21 protein-coding genes are annotated in these 21,947 nt (G+C 29.8%); 10 read left to right on the top strand and 11 right to left on the bottom strand.

Features of this window, described 5'->3' with window-relative positions; genetic code table 11:
* Positions 1-145: 145 nt before the first annotated feature.
* Both Q1A46_RS14320 and Q1A46_RS14325 read left to right on the top strand, forming a co-directional pair.
* Positions 146-649, top strand: a complete 504-nt coding sequence (locus Q1A46_RS14320) for a Dps family protein (RefSeq protein ID WP_299680067.1) — start codon at positions 146-148, stop codon at positions 647-649.
* A gap of 32 nt (positions 650-681) precedes the next feature.
* The gene (locus Q1A46_RS14325) at positions 682-873 is read left to right on the top strand and encodes a hypothetical protein (protein ID WP_299680070.1); all 192 of its coding nucleotides are present in this window, start codon (positions 682-684) and stop codon (positions 871-873) included.
* 35 nt (positions 874-908) lie between these two features.
* Here Q1A46_RS14325 and Q1A46_RS14330 read toward each other — a convergent pair whose 3' ends face one another.
* The 8 genes from Q1A46_RS14330 to Q1A46_RS14365 form a co-directional block, all read right to left on the bottom strand.
* Positions 909-1,598, bottom strand: coding sequence for a DUF547 domain-containing protein (locus Q1A46_RS14330; RefSeq protein WP_299680073.1), 690 nt, complete (start codon positions 1,596-1,598; stop codon positions 909-911).
* Between the two features lie 67 nt (positions 1,599-1,665).
* Positions 1,666-2,490, bottom strand: a complete 825-nt coding sequence (locus Q1A46_RS14335; RefSeq protein WP_299680076.1) for a mechanosensitive ion channel family protein — start codon at positions 2,488-2,490, stop codon at positions 1,666-1,668.
* Positions 2,491-2,575: 85 nt separating this feature from the next.
* Positions 2,576-3,136: a glycoside hydrolase family 19 protein gene (locus tag Q1A46_RS14340; RefSeq protein ID WP_299680079.1), complete on the bottom strand. Its 561-nt coding sequence runs from the start codon at positions 3,134-3,136 to the stop codon at positions 2,576-2,578.
* 11 nt (positions 3,137-3,147) lie between these two features.
* Positions 3,148-3,717 carry a hypothetical protein gene (locus Q1A46_RS14345; protein WP_299680082.1) on the bottom strand — a complete coding sequence of 190 codons (570 nt, stop codon included), beginning with the start codon at positions 3,715-3,717 and terminating at the stop codon, positions 3,148-3,150.
* Complete coding sequence (locus tag Q1A46_RS14350) at positions 3,717-4,085, bottom strand: hypothetical protein (RefSeq protein WP_299680085.1); 369 nt, start codon at positions 4,083-4,085, stop codon at positions 3,717-3,719. The genes Q1A46_RS14345 and Q1A46_RS14350 overlap by 1 nt, the downstream gene beginning before the upstream one ends.
* Positions 4,086-4,166: 81 nt before the next feature.
* Positions 4,167-4,535, bottom strand: coding sequence for a hypothetical protein (locus tag Q1A46_RS14355; protein WP_299680088.1), 369 nt, complete (start codon positions 4,533-4,535; stop codon positions 4,167-4,169).
* A gap of 70 nt (positions 4,536-4,605) precedes the next feature.
* Positions 4,606-6,210, bottom strand: coding sequence for a T9SS type A sorting domain-containing protein (locus Q1A46_RS14360; RefSeq protein WP_299680091.1), 1,605 nt, complete (start codon positions 6,208-6,210; stop codon positions 4,606-4,608).
* A gap of 213 nt (positions 6,211-6,423) precedes the next feature.
* Positions 6,424-6,624, bottom strand: coding sequence for a hypothetical protein (locus Q1A46_RS14365; RefSeq protein ID WP_095073506.1), 201 nt, complete (start codon positions 6,622-6,624; stop codon positions 6,424-6,426).
* Positions 6,625-6,988: 364 nt separating this feature from the next.
* On the opposite strand from Q1A46_RS14365, the gene Q1A46_RS14370 reads away from it, so the two are divergent.
* The 3 genes from Q1A46_RS14370 to Q1A46_RS14380 are packed head-to-tail and all read left to right on the top strand — an operon-like array spanning position 6,989 to position 9,859.
* On the top strand, positions 6,989-8,197 hold the full coding sequence (locus tag Q1A46_RS14370) for an aminotransferase class I/II-fold pyridoxal phosphate-dependent enzyme (protein WP_299680097.1): 1,209 nt from the start codon (positions 6,989-6,991) through the stop codon (positions 8,195-8,197).
* Positions 8,197-9,252 carry an acyl-CoA desaturase gene (locus Q1A46_RS14375; protein WP_299680100.1) on the top strand — a complete coding sequence of 352 codons (1,056 nt, stop codon included), beginning with the start codon at positions 8,197-8,199 and terminating at the stop codon, positions 9,250-9,252. Before Q1A46_RS14370 ends, Q1A46_RS14375 begins: the two co-directional genes overlap by 1 nt.
* Positions 9,242-9,859, top strand: coding sequence for a hypothetical protein (locus Q1A46_RS14380; protein WP_299680103.1), 618 nt, complete (start codon positions 9,242-9,244; stop codon positions 9,857-9,859). Before Q1A46_RS14375 ends, Q1A46_RS14380 begins: the two co-directional genes overlap by 11 nt.
* A 53-nt stretch (positions 9,860-9,912) precedes the next feature.
* Here Q1A46_RS14380 and Q1A46_RS14385 read toward each other — a convergent pair whose 3' ends face one another.
* Complete coding sequence (locus Q1A46_RS14385; RefSeq protein WP_299680106.1) at positions 9,913-13,338, bottom strand: methylmalonyl-CoA mutase family protein; 3,426 nt, start codon at positions 13,336-13,338, stop codon at positions 9,913-9,915.
* 74 nt (positions 13,339-13,412) lie between these two features.
* Entirely contained in the window at positions 13,413-14,213 is an 801-nt protein-coding gene (locus Q1A46_RS14390) for a M15 family metallopeptidase (RefSeq protein WP_299680109.1), read from the bottom strand.
* 392 nt (positions 14,214-14,605) lie between these two features.
* Here Q1A46_RS14390 and Q1A46_RS14400 point away from each other — a divergent pair, with 392 nt between their 5' ends.
* Positions 14,606-15,847, top strand: coding sequence for a DUF5018 domain-containing protein (locus tag Q1A46_RS14400; RefSeq protein WP_299680115.1), 1,242 nt, complete (start codon positions 14,606-14,608; stop codon positions 15,845-15,847).
* Between the two features lie 21 nt (positions 15,848-15,868).
* Here the strand turns inward: Q1A46_RS14400 and Q1A46_RS14405 are convergent, their stop codons facing one another.
* Positions 15,869-16,780, bottom strand: coding sequence for a LysR family transcriptional regulator (locus Q1A46_RS14405; protein WP_299680118.1), 912 nt, complete (start codon positions 16,778-16,780; stop codon positions 15,869-15,871).
* Positions 16,781-16,857: 77 nt separating this feature from the next.
* Here Q1A46_RS14405 and hutH point away from each other — a divergent pair, with 77 nt between their 5' ends.
* From hutH to Q1A46_RS14425, 4 genes are all read left to right on the top strand, one after another.
* Positions 16,858-18,348, top strand: coding sequence for a histidine ammonia-lyase (gene hutH / locus Q1A46_RS14410; RefSeq protein ID WP_299680121.1), 1,491 nt, complete (start codon positions 16,858-16,860; stop codon positions 18,346-18,348).
* A gap of 10 nt (positions 18,349-18,358) precedes the next feature.
* A complete protein-coding gene (locus Q1A46_RS14415; RefSeq protein WP_299680124.1) occupies positions 18,359-20,383 on the top strand; it encodes a urocanate hydratase in 2,025 nt (674 codons plus the stop codon).
* A 12-nt stretch (positions 20,384-20,395) separates the two neighbouring features.
* Positions 20,396-20,941 carry a DUF4136 domain-containing protein gene (locus Q1A46_RS14420; RefSeq protein WP_299680127.1) on the top strand — a complete coding sequence of 182 codons (546 nt, stop codon included), beginning with the start codon at positions 20,396-20,398 and terminating at the stop codon, positions 20,939-20,941.
* Between the two features lie 108 nt (positions 20,942-21,049).
* Entirely contained in the window at positions 21,050-21,943 is an 894-nt protein-coding gene (locus Q1A46_RS14425) for an ATP-binding cassette domain-containing protein (protein ID WP_299680130.1), read from the top strand.
* Positions 21,944-21,947 lie beyond the last annotated feature (4 nt).

The raw sequence follows: 21,947 nt of genomic DNA on the forward strand, positions 1-21,947 counted from the left end.
AGATAATATCAAATTAGATTTTGTTTCCCCAATAATCAGAGTAAATACCATTACTCTACTTCAAGCTCTGTACACAGTGCAGAGCTTTCTTAAAAAGAATTACGAACAACAATCACAATTTCGATTGTATTAAAATATTAAACAAATGAATTATTTAACAAGAAATAAAGAAGAAAACTTATTAGTAGCTAAACAATTAAATCAATTGTTGGCAGATTATCACGTATACTACCAAAAATTAAGAAATTTTCACTGGAATATTGTGGGAGAAAACTTTTTTGAATTGCATGAGAAATTTGAAGAAATGTATACCGATGCAAGAGGAAAAATTGATGAAATAGCCGAACGAATTTTAACTTTACAATTCCACCCAGTTAGTAGATATAGTAGATATTTGAAGATTTCGTCAATTTCTGAAAACTCACCGTTTCAAACAGATAGAGATATGATAATGATTTTATTAGAAGATCATAAAAAGTTATTATACCAAATGAATGTGGTAATTAACAAAGCGGAAAAAGTACATGATGAAGGAACAATAGATTTAATAGGAGGATATATTAAAGATTTAGAGAAAACAAGTTGGATGTTAAATGCATGGACTAAAAGTAAAGTGTCTCAATTAAAGGCAGATATCGTATTGTCATAAAATTTACAACCAATTAAAAATAAAATATATACATGAAATTATTTCATATTAAAAGAAAAACAGAATTAGAAAACAGATTTTCTCCTAAAATGGGAAGATTAATGACGAAAGTAACATACATAAAAAAATATTTTTTATTTCTACCAATAGCTACGTTACACAAATACAGACAAACGTATTATGGAGAGGTTAAAATGTGCGATGACTGTCATTTATATATTTAAAAAGGAAAACCTTATGTTTACAGCGTAAGGTTTTTTTATTGTATAAAATTGTTTAGGTTTTCTTCCCAAGAATACGGTTTAAATTTTATTGAATAATCAGAAATATCTTTATTCAATTGTGTTTTATAAATCTTTTTAATTCCCTTAAAATTTCCAAAATCCTTTAAAAACCATTTGAAAAGCATTGTTGTATGAACTTCTTTTTTATCATGAATATATTCCGTTTCATGTTCTAAAAAAGATTGTGTAGCTAAATCGAGTTGGTTATTTATGTTTTCAGTATTGTAAAAAGCGATAGGAGGGCAGCTTTTTGCTCCACAATTTAAAGCAAAGTGTATGCGATAATCAATTGTAGTAACTGCAAGTTGTTTAATTAATTTTGGAGCAAATAAATTAGCTATAAAACCTAACGAATATTTGTAACGATACTTTCTTAAAATCCCGTGTTCTATATCATCTAAACTGAAATAATGTTCAGCTATTTTAATTATTTTTTCAGTATATATTTTAGGTTTAGTAATATTTAATTCTTTCCTTAAAATTAAAAAGTACGCGTTATAAATATTAATCCAAAACGCTTTTTTTTCCTCATCATTTTTTAAGCTATTTATTAATTCATTTAAAGGAGTGAATGAAAGTTCTAACTTTAACTTCGTTGTATCTTTGTTTTGTTTAACAGTTAGTAAAAGTTGCTCAGAAATATGGTTTAAAGAATAATACTCCATTAGTCTAATTCATAATTAATTATAATATTAGACTGATTTTTCCTAAATGCTTACAAAGTCATTTCAATTATTCACCTATGTTACCAAGTTCAACACCTTCAGAGTAAGCAACCTGAATTTTATTATCGCTAAAAGCTTTTTTCACGGCCTCATGAGTATCGAAAGTTACTTGCCAAAAATCTTCAGGATGAACATACGGACGAATCGTTAATTCTATACTGTGAGAATCAAAAGTTTCAATTCCAATTTCAGTTTCTGGTTCCGTTAATATATTATTTACATTAACTAAAGTCGATTTTATAATCTCTTTTACTTTTGGAAAACTTTCAGCATAAGGCATAGTTACGTTAATTTCTAAACGAACCATTCCTTTTTTAGAGTAGTTAGTTACAACTCCATCAGTAATTTTAGCATTAGGAATTATTAATGTTTTATGACCTGGAGAAACTATAGTAGTACTAAAAATTCCAATCTCTTCAACTTTTCCAAATTTTTCTTCAACTTGAATCCAGTCTCCAGACTTATAAGGTTTCAATGTTAAAATTAATATACCAGAAGCAAAATTCCCTAAACTTCCTTGCAAGGCCATACCAATAGCGAAACCAATAGCTGCAAGCAGAGCAACTAAACTAGATAGATTTACACCTAAAATAGAAGCAACAATAAGCAATAAAGCTCCTTTTAAAATAAAGCTAAGCATAGAAACAAGAAAAGGACGAATAGTATCATCAAAACCTGCCTTTTCTAATACTTTAGTTAAGAAATTTACCAATCGGTTTGCTAGCTTCATTCCAATCCACAAAATAAGTCCACCTAAAAGTAATTTAGGGAAATATAATATGGCTTTTTCTTGAATAAGTTTTAAGATCTCATTGAAATCAATAGTCTCCATATATTGATTTTATTTAAAAGTTAAAGAAATATTTATACCAGTTAAATTTAACTAATTGAAATGAGATGTCAAGAGAACGAGAAGGTTATAAAATATAATTAAACGAAATAGCAGCAAAAAACTCCTTTCCGTAATCGCCAATAGTATACATTTTATCAGTTCCGTTAACAATTCTTCTTGCGTTATACCAGTCAGATTTATTTTCGTTGAAATAATCTTTTAAAGCTTTTCCTGTAAAAACACCATTAATCATTCCATGGAATAGAATTTTTGTAGCAATTTCTTGATCTAAAGCTAAATCTGGATTGTCAACTAAATCAATTTCTAAGATATCTGAATATTTTTGATAATTTTTTCTCCAAGTTAATTGCACATAACCTCTACCGTAATATGTTTGTCCATTTTCCGAATCTGGAATTCCATATTTTCTACCTCTACCTTTTCCATACTCTCGCAAAGGTTTTATCGTTTTATCAGTTTCATGATACGTAGTAGCAAGAACATAAGCGAGCCACCTCACATCTTTTAAATTTTCGTTTTCCCAATAATCTAAAATCTGATTGTAACCATTTACTTGACTTTGTTTTAATCGACCAAAATGTAGTCTTTGTTTTACATAATCAAAGAAGAATTTTCTATTTATCATAACACTATTATTTAGTTTGCAATTAATAAACCTAAAAGAAGTCCCATTCCAATACCGCCTCCAATTAATCCGAAGTTTTTCCAAAATTGTCTGCGTTGAGCGCTTTCTATTTGTTTCATGCTTAACTCCAAAGAAGTATTGGCATTATCTAAGGATTTTTGAGTTAAATTTAAGGTACGATCTGTTTCATCTAATGAAAGTTTTAATTCATTTATTGTCTTTTGAAACAAATCAGATTGCGCTTTAGATTTTAGCTCTAATTGATTGAATAAGTCATTGTTTTCTTCTACAATACGTTCATATTTTAAAACAATATTTTCAATGTCTTTACCGAAATCATTTTTAAATAATTCTTTTCGTAATTCTTCATAGTAATGAAACCGAATCTGATTTACTAAATGAAGTGAATCGATCTGATTTATAATCACTGTTCCTTTATTAACAGTTATTGGAAGTTTACGGGAACGAGCATATTCTTTACCAATAGTAATTGTGTCTTTTACTTTTTTTTGAGCATAAACACTACTAAAAGTTGAAAGTATTAGGGTAATGATGAAGGTTAATTTGGTGATTTTTTTCATTATTCAAATTCATTATTTTTTTGACGTAAGTATTCTAATCGGGCAGTAATTTCTTGCTGTTTCTTTTTTATATTTTGACGCTCGGCCCAATCTTTAGGAGCTTTAGCTCTTTTAGTTAAAACAATAGAATCTATTTCTAATTGTAAGGCTTCATTTTTGAATTCATATTTTTTTATAGCAGTTTTTAAACCTTGTATTTCTTTTTGTGCTTTATTATTTAGTTGTTGGGCATTTTCTACTTCACCTTGAGCCTTTTGTAAAGATTCTTTAGCACTTTTTAAATGGCTATCTAAAGTAAAAACTTTTATTAGGTTAAAAACCCCAATAATACAAAGTACTATGAGTAAGACAATGTTTGTTTTTTTCATGTAAAATAGGAGCTTTGGTCGTTTAAATTTAGGGTTAAATTACTCAAAAATCTTGAGGATTTAAGTAATAATATTAAATATTTAAGTATGTTTTTTACGATATAGTAGTAAACTTAAAATGATAAGAAATGGAATGAAAACACAAATAACTACAGAAGCTTGAGTATAATTTAAACCTATAATTTCGAACCAGTTTAAAAATTTTACAGATTGTTTAAAGAGATTATCAGAAAATAATTTAAAATCTTTTATAAAAAATAATGTGACGATAACAAAAGCAATAAAGCCTAGAACTACAGTGTAATTTTTTATTATTCTACTAAGTAAATAAAGAAACAAAGAAGGAATAATAATATAGTACACAATAATGTTGATTTCATTGTAACTGAAGCCCGTAACTTTAGCCATCCATTTTAAGAGTTCGTATACCCATTGAAAGATTTCATTCATTTTTTTTCTGATATAATATACCTCTAACAAATGTTAGAGGTATAGGATAAGATTATATATCTACATTAATTTATTTTACAAATTTTATAGATTTTACTTTTTTAGTTTCAGTGTAATATAGTTTCATAATAAAAATTCCTCTTTTTAATTTATCAATATTAATTTCTGAATTCTCTGAAAGAATATTTCCTTGTTGTAAGATTCTACCGTGTAAATCGATAATTTGATAATCAATTTTTTCTTCTAAAGAAGAAACTTTTTCGGGTGTTTTAATTTGAAGACTATTTTCTGAAGATCTAAATGCAAAAATACCAGTGTCAAAACCACCACCTCCAGATCCTCCACAATTTGAAGAAGATGAGGTACCATAAATAGAAGTCCATGAGCTGTAAGAACAATTACCTCTTCTCGCTCTAACTCTAAAAGTAAGATATGATGTACCAAAACTAGGAGTTCTTACAAAAGCAGTTGAAGTTCCTTGACCACTAATAAAAGTAGCGCCAGAAATACTCCATTCATACGTAGTTTGTGAAGTCTGATTATTATCAATAACTTCAAGTTCTAACATTGTATTTGGGCAAGTTTTTCCATTTTTCCAATTTGGATTCAAAACATGAATTGTGTTAGGTGGCAATGAAGATCCAGTACCATTTATAGTAACATTTTTAGAAGTATTGCATGCGATTCCGTTTTGTATAACAGAAACGTTAATAGTACCAGAACTAGTTGAACAGCCTCCATTAGATCGAACCGTTATACTTGTTGAATTAGAAGAGACAACAATCATATTTCCATTTGTAGACCAATTAACATTAGAATATCCTGAAGGAATAGAGTAAGTAGTATTTCCTAAAACGGTATTGGAACCTGAAATATTAACCTCACAAGTTGGAGTTACTACTGGATCAAAACTTCCTGTTAAATAATAATATTTATCGCATTTAGACATATCTAAAGTGGTGGTTTTATTACCAGGATTATCTGGCCAACTGTCTTTGTAGCTCCACTTATTTGTTAAGGGATTATATTTATGAATAAAAACAGCATGACTAGTTCCATCATCATCCCAATTGTCGAAGAAAGTGATTAAACCTCTACCTTTGGCTAAATCATTTTGCATTTGTAAAACAGAAGGATTAACTACTTCAACAAAACCTGTGTCTTGATAATTATATACATATTTAATATCTGAAAGAGCATCTAGTTCAAAAGAATCGCCATCTTCATCGACACAATTACCGCTTAAACCTTCAGGGTTAAAAATGTAATTATTTTCTTTAAGTGAACCACAAGAGTTTCTAAAATGAGCCATACCTCTGGTAGTACTGTTTAGTAAATTAGTATTAGGCAGTTGAGAAATTGTAGTAGGGCTAATAACATCATTTTTTAAATTCAAGCCATAATTTTTAGCATAAGCAATAACTTTTTTTACCATGTTATCACCATTTCCACTTCTTTGTTCTAAAACATCTGTACTGTATAAATTCCATTCGTAAAAATCAATATTATTATCATGGCCAGCTTGAATAGCTTTAGATTCTAAAGCAGCTATAGTAGAAAAAATATAACATGGGCCTTGTAGAAGTTGACTATGATAGCCAGTAGAATTTGGTACTTGAGTAAATGCTTGAAAACCAATACAACTCAAGACAAAAAAAAGTAGTCTTTTTTTCATTTGTTTAGATTTTAGGTTATTATAAAGTATAGATTAAATTCTTGAAAAGGAGGCAATAAACTGAATAGTTGATTATAAAGTTTAGCAATTCTTTTTTACATTCTCTTTTCACAGAATAAATATAACTTAAAATATACGAAATGAAAAAATCCTGAGAAATGTATACTCAGGATTCAATTTTATAAGTTTCTAAAGGTTAGTTGTGTTGTTGTATTATAATGTATTTTGAATTTTATAATTTTCAACATAAGCTTTTAGTGAATAACCCACTCCAAAACCTAATAATAAACCTGTTATACTACCAAGTAAAATACCTACTGAAAGATTTCCAGTTAAAGTTCCGAAATTAACTCCTAAAGAAGTTCCTAAGCCTGTTGCGAAGATTAAACTAAAAATAAAATACGTCTTACTCATTTATGGTTTTTATAATTTTGATTACACATATAAGAAGAGTAATAAGTCTTTTTGTTACAGTGTTTTACAAAATATTTTATTTTTAGTTATTCTCTATATTTAAATTTTATCAGATTTTATAAGGCTTCCAAATCTATTTTTTGATATGCAATTTCTATAGATAATTTTATCCAATTTTCGGTTTCAGTATTAAAATTTTCTTTCTAAAAACTAGTCCATAATTATATAAATAATTCCCGAAATCAGCATTTTGATGATTCTGAGACACATTTTTATTGCTGATAATATAGGTTTGAGAAAGTAAAAACAAATTATACAATAAAGAGCTAGAACTACTTTTTGTATAAAATTTAATGGAATAGAAATGGATATTTTCGAGAGAATAAAAAAAGAAAGAGGACCAATAGGAAAACATCAAAGTATTTTAGAAGGAGATTTTGCTTTCCCAAAATTTACCGGAAAAATTTCAAACAGGGTTTCTTTCAAAGAAAAAGTATTAATCAATTGGAGTTACAATAACTATTTAGGATTAGCGAATTCTGAAGAGGTTAGAAATATAGACTCTTATGCTAGTTCTAGATGGGGAATTACTTACCCAATGGGCTCTAGAATGATGACAGGTGATACATATTTACACGATACTTTTGAAAATAATATGGCTTCCTTTTTAAAAATGGAAAATGCTTTGGTTTTAAATTTTGGATATCAAGGAATGTTTTCAATTATAGATTGTTTATTGAAGTCAACAGATGTTGTAATCTCAGATGAACAGTGTCATGCCTGTACAATAGATGGAATTCGGTTGCATAAAGGAAGCAGACTAGTGTTTAAACATAATAATATTGAAAGTTTAGAAGAAAAAATAAAAGAAGCAAAGCAAATTATATCTAAAACAAAAGGAGGAATTCTGGTAGTAACTGAAGGTGTTTTTAGCATGTCTGGTACCAAAGGGAAGTTGAAAGAAATTTGTGCTTTAAAGAAGATTTATAATTTTAGATTGTTAGTAGACGACGCTCATGGCTTTGGCGTAGCAGGCTTGGAAGGTAACGGAAGTGTGTGTGAGGCTAATTTAGAAAATGAGGTCGATTTATATTTTACAACTTTTACAAAATCGATGGCGTCTTTTGGAGCCATAATTGCAGGAAAAAAAGAAATTATAAATTATTTTAAATACAATTTAAGATCTCAAATATTTTCTAAATCATTACCCATGTCTATTGTTTATGGATTAAATGAGCGATTAAAAATAATCATGAAATCTAATGATAAAAGAGAAAAATTATTTAAAATTACGAATCTGCTCCAAAATGGATTAAAAGAAAAAGGTTTTCTTTCTCATACTCTTAATACTTGTATAACTCCAATATATTTTAATATTGAGTTAAATCATGTATTGAAACTTCAAAGAGAATTGGTTTACGATTTTGGCATTTATTGCTCTGTTATTATTTACCCAGTTGTTCCGAAAGATGTGGTTATTTTCCGGTTGACTTCTACAAGTTTACATTCAAATAAAGACGTAACACATACTTTACAATCTTTTGATAAAGTATTTAAAAAATACATTAAATAATGCAAAAGATTATTTACCCAAAAGAACCAGATCTTTTTTTTAAAGAGACAAGGAAAAAAGTAGAAGCATATTTTAAAGATAATAACTTTAAAAAGTTTGGAGGAAGAAAACTATTGATGAAATATTTTATTTTAAAAATAGCTCTCATAAACATTTATACAGCCATTTTTTTGTTACAGGAAACTTATTTTAGTTTTTTGCCTTTTATAATTTTAGGTCCTTTAAGTATTATTTTGGTAATTAATGTTTCTCATGATGGAATTCATGGAGTAGCAAGTTCAACAAAATGGCTTAATAATTATTTTACCCTACAAATGGATTTAATAGGAGCGAACTCATTTGTTTGGAAGAAAAGACATCAGTTTGGACATCATATGTTTCCAAATACTTTAGCGAAAGACCCTGATTTAAGTCAAAGTAATTTAGTGAGGATTCTACCTGGAATTCAGTTAAAATGGTTTCATAAATTTCAGCATATTTACGTGCCTGTTTTGTATGCTTTTTACACAATAAACTGGATTTATATTCGTGATTTTGTTGATTTCTTTTCAACTAAAAGTCTAATAAAAAATATTCCTAAAGTTGAATATGTAAAGTTGTTCGTTTTTAAAAGTGTTTACATCATTATTTTTCTTTTCGTTCCTTTTCTATTTACGTCACTTTCTTTTAAAGAGATAGTATTCAGTAATTTATTAATGCATATATCAGCTAGTTATTTTTTGACAATAGCTTTAGTTCCATCTCATGTTTCTGAAAAATCAGTTTTTATTCAACCAAATGAAATAGGAGAGATGCCTTATTCTTGGTCTCATCACCAAGTTATTACAACTATTGATTTTGCAACAGATAGTAAAGTAATGACTTGGTTATTGGGGGGCTTTAATCATCATGTATCTCATCATCTTTTTTCAAGGATTTCACATGTACATTATCCTAGAGTAACATCTATAGTTAAAGAAACTACTAAGAAATATAATTTAAAATATTCTCATGAGAAAAGCCTTTTAAAAGCATATGTTTCTCATTTTAATTTATTGAAAAACAATGGGGGATAGTTATTTTAATATTAAAGAAGAAGATCATTTCTATTATAAGAAATTGATTACAGAAAGATTTCTATATAATCCTAGAATGTCTTTATTGTTTTCTAAGGAAAAAAAAGATTTCAATAAAAAAGTTTTTCATTTAATAAGTTACTGTTTTTCAATAGCTGTAAAACAAAAAGGAGTTTATGTATCAAACAATAAAAAGACTATAGTTTTATTTTATGAACAAGAAAAATTCAGAAAGAGTTTAGGTGATTATATCAGATTCTTTAATGTAATAAAGAGTATTTCTTTTTTGAAGTTAAAAAGAGTTTTAAAAAATGAAAAAGAAGTAAAAGAACATAAATTGAAATTAAGTAATTACATCTATGTGTGGTTTATAGCTCAAGATAAAAATTATAAAAAATTAGATGGTTTAGTTGAAATAAATAAAATGTTATTTGACCTTGCCAGAAAAAGAAAACTCCCAATTTTATTTGAAACTTCAGATTATCGATTATTAAATTTTTATAAGAAAGCAGGTTTTGATATATACAATCAAATGGTTAGAGAAGGAGAAATTATATATTTTTTTGCAGATAAACTTACTTGTGAAAAACACAAAAAGAATAGTTAAACTAGAATTAAAAAACTCATCAGTAAATAATTCTACTGATGAGTTTTTTAATGTTACATATTTCTTCTGTATTGTCCACCAACTTCAAATAATGCTGATGTAATCTGACCTAAAGAACAAACTTTAGCAGCTTCCATTAAGCATTCAAAAATGTTTTCGTTTTGAATAGCAGCTTGCTGTACAATCTTTAATTGATTTTGTACTTCTTGTTTGTTAGCTTCATTTAAGTTTTCCTTTGTTTTGATTTGGAATAACTTTTCCTCTTCTGTTGCACGAATAACTTCTTGTGGAGTAACTGTTGGAGATCCTTTAGAACTCAAGAACGTATTTACACCAATAATAGGGAATTCTCCTGTGTGTTTTAAAGTTTCGTAATATAAACTCTCTTCTTGAATTTTAGAGCGTTGATACATTGTTTCCATTGCACCTAAAACTCCACCACGTTCTGTAATTCTATCAAATTCAGTTAATACAGCTTCTTCAACTAAATCTGTTAATTCTTCAATAATAAATGAACCTTGAATAGGATTTTCATTCTTAGCCAATCCTAATTCTTTATTGATAATTAATTGAATTGCCATTGCTCTACGTACACTTTCTTCTGTAGGTGTAGTAATCGCTTCATCATAAGCATTTGTATGTAAAGAATTACAGTTGTCATAAATCGCATATAATGCTTGTAATGTAGTTCTAATATCGTTGAAATCAATTTCCTGTGCGTGTAAAGAACGTCCAGAAGTTTGAATATGATATTTTAACATCTGAGCACGTGGATTTGCTCCGTATTTATATTTTAAAGCTTTTGCCCAAATCTTACGAGCTACACGTCCGATTACAGCATATTCTGGATCGATACCATTTGAGAAGAAGAATGATAAGTTTGGTCCAAACTTATTAATATCCATTCCTCTAGATAAATAATACTCTACATAGGTAAATCCGTTAGCTAAAGTTAAAGCTAACTGTGTAATTGGATTCGCACCAGCTTCTGCAATATGATATCCAGAAATAGAAACAGAGTAGAAGTTACGTACGTTTTTCTCAATAAAATATTCTTGAACATCTCCCATTAAACGCAATGCAAATTCTGTAGAGAAAATACAAGTATTCTGCGCCTGATCTTCTTTTAAAATATCTGCTTGAACTGTACCACGAACTTGTGCTAATGTATTCGCTTTAATTTCTGCATATACGTCTGCGGGTAAAACCTGATCTCCAGTAATACCTAAAAGTAATAAACCTAAACCATCATTTCCTTCTGGTAAATCACCGTTATATTTTGGTCTAGCAATACCTTTATCGTCGTATAACTCTTTTAATTTTGCTTCTACTTTCGATTCTAAACCGTGTTCCTTTATGTATTTCTCACAGTTTTGATCAATTGCTGCATTCATGAAGAATCCTAATAACATTGGAGCCGGACCATTAATAGTCATCGATACAGAAGTCATAGCATGACTTAAATCGAATCCAGAGTATAATTTCTTAGCGTCATCTAAACAACAAATAGATACTCCAGCATTTCCAATTTTTCCGTAAATATCAGGTCTATGTCCAGGATCATTTCCGTATAAAGTTACCGAATCAAAAGCTGTAGATAAACGTTTTGCTGGCATTCCTAAACTTACGTAATGGAAACGTCTGTTAGTACGTTCTGGTCCACCTTCTCCAGCAAACATTCTTGTTGGATCTTCACCAGTTCTTTTGAAAGGATATAATCCAGATGCATATGGGAATTCTCCAGGAACATTTTCTTGTAAATTCCAACGTAATAAATCACCCCAAGCTTGATATTTAGGTAAAGCTACCTTTGGAATATCAGAATGAGAAAGTGATTTTGTATGCGTTTCAATTTTTATTTCCTTATCACGCACTTTAAACGTGTAAATAGGATCTTTATATTTTTGAACTTTAGTTGCCCAGTTTAAAATGACTTCCCAATTATATGGATCTAAATTCATTTTAACACGATCAAATTCAGCGATTAATAATTTTAAGAAATCACTGTTTTCGTCTGTTTTTTGAATAGAAGTTTCATCAATTCCTGATTTATCTAAAGCTACAGTTCCTTCAGAAACACTTTCAATTGTTTTAAAGATTCCATATAACTTTTGAGCAACTTTTTCTTGGTCATCTACTCTTTTATCATAAGCTCTGTTATTTTCTGCAATTTCAGATAAGTAACGTGTTCTAGCTGGTGGAATTACAAATATCTTTTCAGACATTTCTTTAGTAATTTCAAAAGTAGATTTTAAATCAGCTCCTGTTTTTTCAACAACTTTATCCATAATCGCTTTGTATAGCGAGTTCATTCCAGGATCGTTGAATTGAGAAGCGATGGTTCCATACACAGGCATATCATCCATGTGTACATCCCAAAGATTATTATTACGCATGTATTGTTTCTTAACATCGCGTAATGCATCTAATGCACCTCTTTTATCAAATTTGTTAATCGCAACTAAATCAGCAAAATCAAGCATATCAATTTTCTCTAACTGAGTTGCAGCTCCAAATTCAGGAGTCATAACATATAAAGAAGCATCAGAATGTTCTATAATTTCAGTATCAGATTGTCCGATACCAGAAGTTTCCAAAATAATTAAATCAAACTCAGCAGCTTTTAAAACTTCAACTGCTTCATTTACATATTTAGATAAGGCTAAATTAGATTGACGTGTTGCTAAAGAACGCATATACACACGTTCGTTATTAATAGCATTCATACGAATACGGTCACCTAATAAAGCTCCACCAGTTTTTCTTTTAGATGGATCAACAGAAATTAAACCGATAGTTTTTTCTGGGAAATCAATTAAGAAACGACGAACTAATTCGTCTACTAAACTAGATTTACCAGCACCACCAGTTCCTGTGATACCTAATACTGGAGTTTTTGAAGTTTCATTTTTCTTATGAATAATATCCATAGTTTCTTTTGAAACTTCTGGGAAGTTTTCTGCTGAAGAAATGACACGAGCAATACTACCTATATTTTTTTCGTGTAAATGCTTCACTTCACCGTTTAATTTATCACCAATGGCAAAATCAGATTGTTGCACAAGATCGTTAATCATACCTTGTAAACCCATTTCACGACCATCGTCAGGAGAATAAATACGTGTAATTCCGTAATCCATTAATTCCTTAATTTCTTCAGGAAGGATTACTCCACCACCACCACCGAAAATTTTGATATGACTTGCTCCTTTTTCTTTAAGCAGGTCGAACATGTATTTAAAATATTCGTTATGACCACCTTGATAAGAAGTCATAGCAATTGCATTAGCATCTTCTTGAATAGCACAGTTTACTACCTCTTCAACACTTCTATCATGACCTAAATGAATTACCTCTACACCAGTAGACTGGATAATTCTACGCATTATGTTTATTGCAGCATCATGACCGTCAAATAATGAAGCAGCAGTTACAATTCTTACTTTATGCTTGGGTTTATAAGGAGCTATTTGTTCCATTCGTAAATTTAGTTGTTATTTTGAGTTGCAATTTACGAAAATCTCAAAAAAATTAAGCAATGTTTAAGAAAAGCTTAGGGCTTATAAGTCAATATTTTTGGGTTTATTCCATTTACATAATTGGTAATCATATCAATGTCTTTTGCAAACTGTGAACCTTGAAACCCTGTAATGTCTTGATGTGTAGTGTTTTGGTTATAAAATTCTAAGTAAATTGAAGATAATGGAGCATAAGACCAGTGCCATTTTTCTTCGTTATATCCAGTTCTTCCGTTATCTTTTGATGTATACACTAAGTAGAAACCAAAATTGTTTGCATGTTTCATTAACCATTCGTATTCTTTTTTACCTTTTCCTTGTAAAAAATATTCATCCTCTAAATCATTAATATCAACATCAGTTCCCCAGTGATGTCTTGATGTTCCTGGCATAGAACTGTATTCTAAAATTTTTAAGGCGCGTTTGTCTTCAGGATATTTTTTGTATTTGTCAGTCCATTTATAATCCCAAATTCTTTTTTGGTGTGAAAAATTTCGAGTTGCCGAAACCGCTTTTAATTTAATGCCTTCTTTTTCTGCAGCATTTACCATATTAAGGAATTGCTCTAACACTTCTTTTCGTAAATACATTTCGCTAGAAGATAAATTCTTCGGGATTTTACCAAAGTCAGGATGTGTCTTATAATCAAATTTCCCTAAGACGTATTCTTTTGTTAGATACTTTGGGTATTTTGGTGTAGTATCTTTTTTAACGATAGCTACTTCAGCTATTTCGATAACTTCTTCTTTTTTTATTTTCTTTTCAGTTTTACAGTTAAAGAAAATACTTAAAAAGAGTATTGATGAAAATTTTATAGATGTTTTAAAAATGCCCAAAATTTCCTGTTTTTTAAATAATTAATGTATGTTTCAAATGAGTAAGCTTCTCGCTCAAAGCTTAAATTTCGATAAGCAAGATAACTATTTTTATATTTTAAAAATTTAAAAAACCATTCAATTCCATAGAATATATAAAAAGGAATAATAAGCATTTCTATTTGTTGTCGCAGATGAATTTTCTCGTGATTAATCGTGATTTTATCATTTTTAATTGAAGAGTTTTTAAGAAAAATAAACGGATATAAAGTAATACCAGTAAAACCTTTAGGAACGATATATTTAGAGATTATAATCAATAACTACATTTAAATTTTTAAAAGCAAGATATAGAGAATATTTTATAGATTAGCACCTTATTTAAACCAAAATATTATTAAATAGTTATTAAAATGAATAAATTAAGTAGTTTCTTTATTGTTTTTGCTTTTTTATTGATAGGATGTTCTGAAAAAGAATCAATACAAGAAGAAGAAGTGATTTTGTCTACAGAAAAAGAACTTTTAAAATTTGAAATTCCTGGTTATACTGTTGTTGTAGATAATAATGAAATATTAATTACAGTACCAGCAAGTCAATCAGAGTTTGAATTTAAACCAGATTATGAGCTTTCAGCAAAAGCTACAATAACTCCTCAACCTAATCTTGTAGATTATAAAAATCCTGTAGAGTTTACAATAGAAGCTGAAGATGGATCAACAAAAAAATATATCAGTAAAATAGTTTATGCTAAAGGATTGAAAAGTGTTAAAATTAAAATGAGTAGAGAAATTAATGGGTATACTCAAACAAAAGAATCTGAAGGAATAATTAATCTTGATGAAAAACAAATCACTTTTTTTCTTGAAAGGTCATTTTTTGATCATACCTATACTACAAATTTTTTGGAATTAGATTTTGAAGGTACAGTAGTTTCTATACCTAGTGAAGTTGATAAAATTGATATTAATTTTGATAATTTAATTTTAAGCGGTGAAGCAAATGATGAGTTTAAAATTTCTATAATAAATACTGAAAACCGTTTTTACACCTCACTTTATACCTATGGAAATAATTTACAGGGAAAGTTTAATAAATTAGGTAATTGTAATTTAGATTTATACCCAGGTTTTAAAGAAGGAGATTATGTATCGTTTATGTTAGAAACAGATGATCTTTCGAACATTACGTTAGATCCTAGTACAATGTTTGTTCCTGTAAATTCAACAGTAAATATTCCCGTAGATGTCCCTTTAAACTTAACAGAACCTAAAGTTATAAGTGTCACTTCAGAGTCAGGTGAAACCAATACAATAAAAATAGGTTTTACAAAAAGAAAAATATATTTCAATAATGAGTTTTTTTGTCAAACAGACGGTTTAAGAGCAGATGATACAGGAAAGTCTTTATACTTTAGATCAGTAAGTCCGATACAAAAAATGTGGTTGAAAGATGTTGATTCTGATGAAATAGTAGAATGTGAAATAACCAACCCTGTATTTCCTAATAACAATGATAGTGTGCCAAGTGGTTTTTCTAGTATTGGATTAATTTTTGGAGATCAGTTAGTAAGTCGTGCTACATATCAACTAAATGTTCAGTTAGAAGACGGTTATGAAACAGCCGTTGATGTTTTCTTTTTACAAACGAAATAGTAGTAATTGGAACTGAAAAAACTAAGAAGACACTCTCAGAATTTGAGAGTGTTTTTTTATTTCCTCTATTAAATCCGCTAATAGAGGATTTCTATTAGAAGTATACCAAACTACAGATAAAGTGGTACGTTGTGTAATTTCGTTTAGTTCAATAAATTTAACATTTGAGTTATAACTATCTTGTAAAGATTTAGGAACAATAGATAAACCAAACCCGTTTTCAACTAATTTATAGATGGAAGCTGCATGAATTGTATTGTGCGACACGATTGGAGCAAAACCACTTTCGTCAAATATTTGTAAAACTTTTTCATAATAAGATGGACTGTAAGATGGATCAAATAGAATAAAAGATTCATCTTTTAGTTGTGATAAATTTTTATAATTCGATTCATTTATAGGGTGTTCTTTTGGTAATACTAAACAAAAGGGTTCTTTTAAAATTGGTGTAATCGCAATATCTCTCGGAACACGATCTAATCGTACAAAACCAATGTCTATTTCTTGAGAAAGCAAATGTTCAATTTGCTTCTGATTGTCCATTTCTTTAAAACCAAATTTCACATCAGAAAGTATTTCTTTAAATCGAATTAAAATATCAGGAATAATGCGTTGCATAGCAGAACCTACATAACCAAATCTCAATTCTCCTAATTTACCATCTTGTAAGAGTTTTGCATATTTTAAACTGTTATCAATGTTTGTTAAGTGTTGCGTAAATTCTCGTTGTAAATAACTACCCGCTGAAGTTAGAGTAACTTTTCTATTATTACGAACAAATAATTGAATTCCTAAATTATCTTCCATTTGCTTGATTTGTCTACTTAACCCAGGTTGAGAAATAAACAAGCGTTCAGCAGCTTTTCTAAAGTGGAGATCTTCAGCAACTGCCAAAAAATATTTGATGTGTCGAAATTCTAATTGATAACCCATGGTTATTAATTGTTGATTTAAATGATGTTGTTGATTATCAAAAGTAAAAATAACTTTGTAAATAGAAAACGATTAGGATGTTTAAATACGGTATAGATAATTTAACAGTAGATACAGTAATTTCAATAGCAAAGGGCGAATTGAAAGCTGTAATTAATGATGAAGCTCAAGCTAAAGTACAATCTTGTAGAGCTAAGGTAGAAAAAATGGCAAATTCTGATGTAGCTGTTTATGGAATAAATACAGGATTCGGACCTTTGTGTGATGTGCAAATTACACCTGAAGAAACAAGTAAACTTCAAGAGAATTTATTAATAACTCATGCAGTTGGAGTTGGTGAACCAATAGATGGATTCTTATCTAAAATCATGATGATTTGTAAAGTTCATGCGTTGTGCCAAGGTTTTTCGGGTGTTCGACTAGAATTAATTGAAAGAATTATTTATTTTATTGAGAATGATTTGTTACCTGTAGTTCCAAAACAAGGTTCCGTAGGTGCTTCTGGAGATTTAGCACCACTTTCTCATTTGTTTTTACCTTTATTGGGTGAAGGAGAATTTTGGATTAATACTAAAATTAAATCGTCAAAAGAAGTTTTAAAAGCGCACAATTTAACTCCGCTACAGTTACAGGCTAAAGAAGGTCTAGGATTAATAAATGGAACACAATTTATTTTAGCACATGCCATTTTAGGTTTAAAGAGAATGAAATATGTGTTAGATCTGGCTGATTTAGCTGGAGCAATGAGTTTAGAGGGTTTTCAAGGAAGCGCTTCGCCATTTAAAGAAGAGTTGCATAAGATTAGACCTTTTAAAGGAAATTTGAAAGTTGCAGAACGCATACGAATGTTTTTAAAAGATTCGCAAAATGTAGAGAATCATTTCGAGTGTGAACGTGTTCAAGATCCATATTCGATTCGTTGTATTCCTCAGGTACATGGAGCTTCTAGAAATGCATATCAGCATTTAAAAGAATTGGCAGAAATAGAAATGAATTCAGTAACAGATAATCCAATTGTTTTGAGTGAAACTGAAGCAATTTCTGGGGGTAATTTTCACGGACAACCATTAGCGATGGCTTTAGATTATGCATCAATTGCAGCTTCTGAATTAGGGAATATTTCAGATCGACGCAGTTATTTATTGTTAGAAGGAAAGTATGGATTACCAAGATTATTAACTGAAGCAGGAGGTTTAAATTCTGGATTTATGATTCCACAATACACAACAGCTGCTTTAGTAACCGAAAATAAATCATTGTGTTTTCCTCCATCAGCAGATAGTGTTCCAACATCTTTAGGTCAAGAAGATCATGTGTCTATGGGAAGTATTTCAGGTAGGAAATTCAATCAGATTTTAGGAAACGTAGATAAAATTTTAGCTATTGAATTAATGTATGCGGCACAAGCAATGGAATTTAGAAGACCAAATACATTTTCAGAAATAGTTGAAGAAAACTTTAAGCTAATTAGAGAGAAAGTAGCTAAATTAGAAGAAGATCGTGTATTAAAGGATGATATTAATACATTGGTAAATATGGTTAAAGCACAACAATTTATAGTGAATTAAAAATAGGAAGATGACATTTAAAGAGCAAATAAAACAAGGTATTCCTTCTGTTTTACCTTCAAAAAAAGAATACGATTTAACTATAAATCACGCACCAAAACGTAAAGAAATTTTATCTGAAGAAGAGCAAAAATTAGCTTTACAAAATGCGTTACGTTATTTTAAAAAAGAGTATCATGCAGAATTACTTCCTGAATTCAAGGAAGAATTAGAAAAATATGGTCGAATATACATGTATCGTTTTCGTCCAGATTATAAGATGTATGCTCGTCCTATTGAAGAATATCCAGGAGAATCTACTCAAGCGAAGTCAATTATGTTGATGATTCAGAATAATTTAGATTATGCTGTAGCTCAACATCCTCACGAATTAATTACTTATGGTGGAAATGGTGGAGTTTTTCAAAACTGGGCGCAGTATCTGTTGACTATGCAGTATTTATCTGAAATGAATGATGAGCAAACATTAGTAATGTATTCTGGTCATCCTATGGGGTTATTTCCATCGAATAAAAATGCACCAAGAGTTGTAGTAACTAATGGAATGATGATACCGAATTATTCGAAACCAGATGATTGGGAAAAGTTTAATGCTTTAGGAGTTACGCAATACGGACAAATGACTGCTGGAAGTTATATGTATATTGGTCCACAAGGTATTGTTCACGGAACTACTATTACGGTTTTAAATGGATTTAGAAAATTAGGAAAATCACCAAAAGGAAGTTTATTTGTTACAGCTGGTTTAGGAGGAATGAGTGGTGCACAGCCTAAAGCTGGTAATATTGCAGGTTGTATCACAGTTTGTGCAGAGGTAAATGAAAAAGCTGTTCATACGCGTCATTCTCAAGGTTGGGTAGATGAAGTTTTTTCTAACTTAGATAAACTTGTAGAAAGAGTTCAAAAAGCAAAAGATAATAAAGAAGTAGTTTCTATCGCCTATTTAGGAAATGTTGTTGAGGTTTGGGAAAAATTCGATGAAGCAAATATCCATGTAGATTTAGGTTCTGATCAAACATCGTTACATAACCCTTGGGCTGGAGGATATTATCCAACAGGATTAACTTTTGAAGAAGCAAACCAAATGATGGCAAATCAGCCTGAAGAATTCAAAGAGAAAGTACAAGAATCTTTAAGAAGACATGCAGAGGCTGTAAATAAACATACGGTTAAAGGAACGTATTTCTTTGATTACGGAAATGCATTCCTGTTAGAATCGAGTAGAGCAGGAGCATATGTTCATAAGAATAACCATAATGAGTTTTGTGCTGTAGATAATTGTAAAAAGGGAGGCGAAGCTTTCGCCTATCCGAGTTACGTACAAGATATTATGGGCCCAATGTGTTTTGATTATGGATTTGGACCGTTCCGTTGGGTGTGTAGTTCAGGGAAACCGGAAGATTTAAAGAAAACAGATGAAATCGCTTGTAAAGTATTACAAGAAATTATGGAAGATTCTCCTGTAGAAATTCAACAACAAATGGCTGATAATATCCAGTGGATTAAAGGAGCACAAGAAAATAAATTAGTAGTAGGTTCTCAAGCAAGAATTCTTTATGCAGATGCTGAAGGAAGAATTAAAATAGCTAAAGCTTTTAATAAGGCAATTAAGAAAGGAAAAATTGGACCAGTTGTTTTAGGGAGAGATCATCATGATGTATCTGGAACAGATTCTCCTTATAGAGAAACTTCTAATATTTACGACGGATCAAGATTTACCGCAGATATGGCAATTCATAACGTAATTGGAGATAGTTTTAGAGGAGCTACTTGGGTTTCAATTCACAACGGTGGAGGAGTCGGATGGGGAGAAGTAATTAATGGTGGATTTGGCATGCTTCTTGATGGTAGTAAAGAAGCATCAAAACGTTTGAAGTCAATGCTTTTCTGGGATGTAAATAATGGAATAGCTAGACGTAGTTGGGCAAGAAATAAAGAGGCTATCTTTGCTATAGAGCGTGCTATGAAAGTAGAAGAAAACCTAAAAGTAACATTGCCTAATATCGTTGATGATGCGCTATTTGATAATATTTAAACGTTTACTATTATGAAGTTAACTAAACTCTTTTTACCACTACTTTTTTTAATTTTTACTTCATGCAATTCAATACGAGTTGTTTCAGATTACGATACAAAAGCAAATTTTGATGATAAGAAAACATTTGCTTTTTATAAACCAGGTATAGATAAAGCTGAGGTTTCAGATTTAGATAAGAAAAGAATAATGAGAGCTATCGAAGCAGAATTGATAGCTAAAGGAATGCAAAAATCATCTAATCCAGATGTTTTGATAAGCTTATTTACAAAATCTCGTGAGCGTGTAAATATTAATGACAATCTTAACTATGGATTTGGTTATGGTTGGGGCTGGAACCCATGGATGTGGGGAGGAGCTGGTCGATTAAATGTAAACCAATATACCGAAGGAACTTTATTCATTGATGTTATTGATGCTAAAGAAAAAGAATTGATTTGGCAAGGAATTGGTTCTGGTGCTTTATCATTAAGAAACGCAGAAAAAAGAGAAGAGCGAATCAAAAAATTTGTAAAAGATATTCTTGCTAAATATCCTCCGGGAAGCAAGAGAAAATAATGTTAAATAACTCTGAAGGGTGGAACGTCAAATTAAGAATTTTCTTAGTTTGACGTTTTTTTTGTAACAAATTGTCTTGTAATTCTACTTATTATAAAATTTATCACAATGAAACTAACCATAAAAAATTTAACTAAAACTTACAAAAATGGTGTAAAAGCCATTGATAACTTAAACTTAGAGATCGGAAAAGGTATGTTTGGATTGTTAGGTCCAAACGGTGCAGGAAAGTCATCTTTAATGAGAACTATTGCTACATTACAAAGTCCAGATAGTGGATCTATTACTTTTGACGGTATTAATATTTTAGAAGATAAAATAGCACTTCGTAAAGTATTAGGTTATTTACCACAATCATTTGGTGTATATCCTAAAATGTCTGCAGAAGAATTACTCGATTATTTTGCAACTTTAAAAGGTGTAGCTTCTAAATCAGATCGAGAAAAGTTAGTTAGAGAAGTTTTAGAAATTACCAATTTATACGAGGTTAGAAAAAAATATGTTGCAGGATATTCTGGAGGTATGAAGCAGCGTTTTGGTATTGCTCAATTATTATTGAATAATCCCAAATTAATTATTGTTGATGAACCAACTGCAGGTTTAGATCCAGCTGAGAGACGTCGTTTTCTAAATGTTTTAAGAGAAGTTGGAACAAATAGTACTGTGATTTTTTCTACTCATATTGTTGAGGATGTGAAAGAATTATGTAATGATATGGCTATTTTAAATGGTGGGAAAATATTAAATCATGCTACTCCTGAGCAAGCAACTAGTGCAATAGAAGGAAAAATTTGGACTAAAATAGTCGATCGAGATGATTTAGAAACTTATGAAAAAAATTATAATGTGTTGTCGTCGAACTTCAATCAAGATAATACATTAAATATTCGAGTTTATGCGATAGAAAAACCATCAGAAGATTTTGAACCAGCAAAAGCGCAGCTAGATGATGTGTATTTTATAGCGTTAAAAGAAGATGAACCTAAAGTTACTTTAGCTTAATAAT

Origin of the sequence: uncultured Tenacibaculum sp. (assembly GCF_947502995.1) — a bacterium.
Taxonomy (GTDB): domain Bacteria; phylum Bacteroidota; class Bacteroidia; order Flavobacteriales; family Flavobacteriaceae; genus Polaribacter.

What these genes read in the sequence shown, in the direction of transcription:
- Q1A46_RS14380 (WP_299680103.1), top strand. Translation starts at nt 9,242, where the DNA reads ATGGGGGATAGTTATTTTAATATTAAAGAAGAAGATCATTTCTATTAT.
- Q1A46_RS14375 (WP_299680100.1), top strand. Translation starts at nt 8,197, where the DNA reads ATGCAAAAGATTATTTACCCAAAAGAACCAGATCTTTTTTTTAAAGAG.
- Q1A46_RS14330 (WP_299680073.1), bottom strand. Translation starts at nt 1,598, where the DNA reads ATGGAGTATTATTCTTTAAACCATATTTCTGAGCAACTTTTACTAACT.
- Q1A46_RS14385 (WP_299680106.1), bottom strand. Translation starts at nt 13,338, where the DNA reads ATGGAACAAATAGCTCCTTATAAACCCAAGCATAAAGTAAGAATTGTA.
- Q1A46_RS14345 (WP_299680082.1), bottom strand. Translation starts at nt 3,717, where the DNA reads ATGAAAAAAATCACCAAATTAACCTTCATCATTACCCTAATACTTTCA.
- Q1A46_RS14400 (WP_299680115.1), top strand. Translation starts at nt 14,606, where the DNA reads ATGAATAAATTAAGTAGTTTCTTTATTGTTTTTGCTTTTTTATTGATA.
- Q1A46_RS14415 (WP_299680124.1), top strand. Translation starts at nt 18,359, where the DNA reads ATGACATTTAAAGAGCAAATAAAACAAGGTATTCCTTCTGTTTTACCT.
- Q1A46_RS14405 (WP_299680118.1), bottom strand. Translation starts at nt 16,780, where the DNA reads ATGGGTTATCAATTAGAATTTCGACACATCAAATATTTTTTGGCAGTT.
- Q1A46_RS14350 (WP_299680085.1), bottom strand. Translation starts at nt 4,085, where the DNA reads ATGAAAAAAACAAACATTGTCTTACTCATAGTACTTTGTATTATTGGG.
- Q1A46_RS14355 (WP_299680088.1), bottom strand. Translation starts at nt 4,535, where the DNA reads ATGAATGAAATCTTTCAATGGGTATACGAACTCTTAAAATGGATGGCT.
- hutH (WP_299680121.1), top strand. Translation starts at nt 16,858, where the DNA reads ATGTTTAAATACGGTATAGATAATTTAACAGTAGATACAGTAATTTCA.
- Q1A46_RS14335 (WP_299680076.1), bottom strand. Translation starts at nt 2,490, where the DNA reads ATGGAGACTATTGATTTCAATGAGATCTTAAAACTTATTCAAGAAAAA.
- Q1A46_RS14340 (WP_299680079.1), bottom strand. Translation starts at nt 3,136, where the DNA reads ATGATAAATAGAAAATTCTTCTTTGATTATGTAAAACAAAGACTACAT.
- Q1A46_RS14370 (WP_299680097.1), top strand. Translation starts at nt 6,989, where the DNA reads ATGGATATTTTCGAGAGAATAAAAAAAGAAAGAGGACCAATAGGAAAA.
- Q1A46_RS14320 (WP_299680067.1), top strand. Translation starts at nt 146, where the DNA reads ATGAATTATTTAACAAGAAATAAAGAAGAAAACTTATTAGTAGCTAAA.
- Q1A46_RS14365 (WP_095073506.1), bottom strand. Translation starts at nt 6,624, where the DNA reads ATGAGTAAGACGTATTTTATTTTTAGTTTAATCTTCGCAACAGGCTTA.
- Q1A46_RS14360 (WP_299680091.1), bottom strand. Translation starts at nt 6,210, where the DNA reads ATGAAAAAAAGACTACTTTTTTTTGTCTTGAGTTGTATTGGTTTTCAA.
- Q1A46_RS14325 (WP_299680070.1), top strand. Translation starts at nt 682, where the DNA reads ATGAAATTATTTCATATTAAAAGAAAAACAGAATTAGAAAACAGATTT.
- Q1A46_RS14425 (WP_299680130.1), top strand. Translation starts at nt 21,050, where the DNA reads ATGAAACTAACCATAAAAAATTTAACTAAAACTTACAAAAATGGTGTA.
- Q1A46_RS14420 (WP_299680127.1), top strand. Translation starts at nt 20,396, where the DNA reads ATGAAGTTAACTAAACTCTTTTTACCACTACTTTTTTTAATTTTTACT.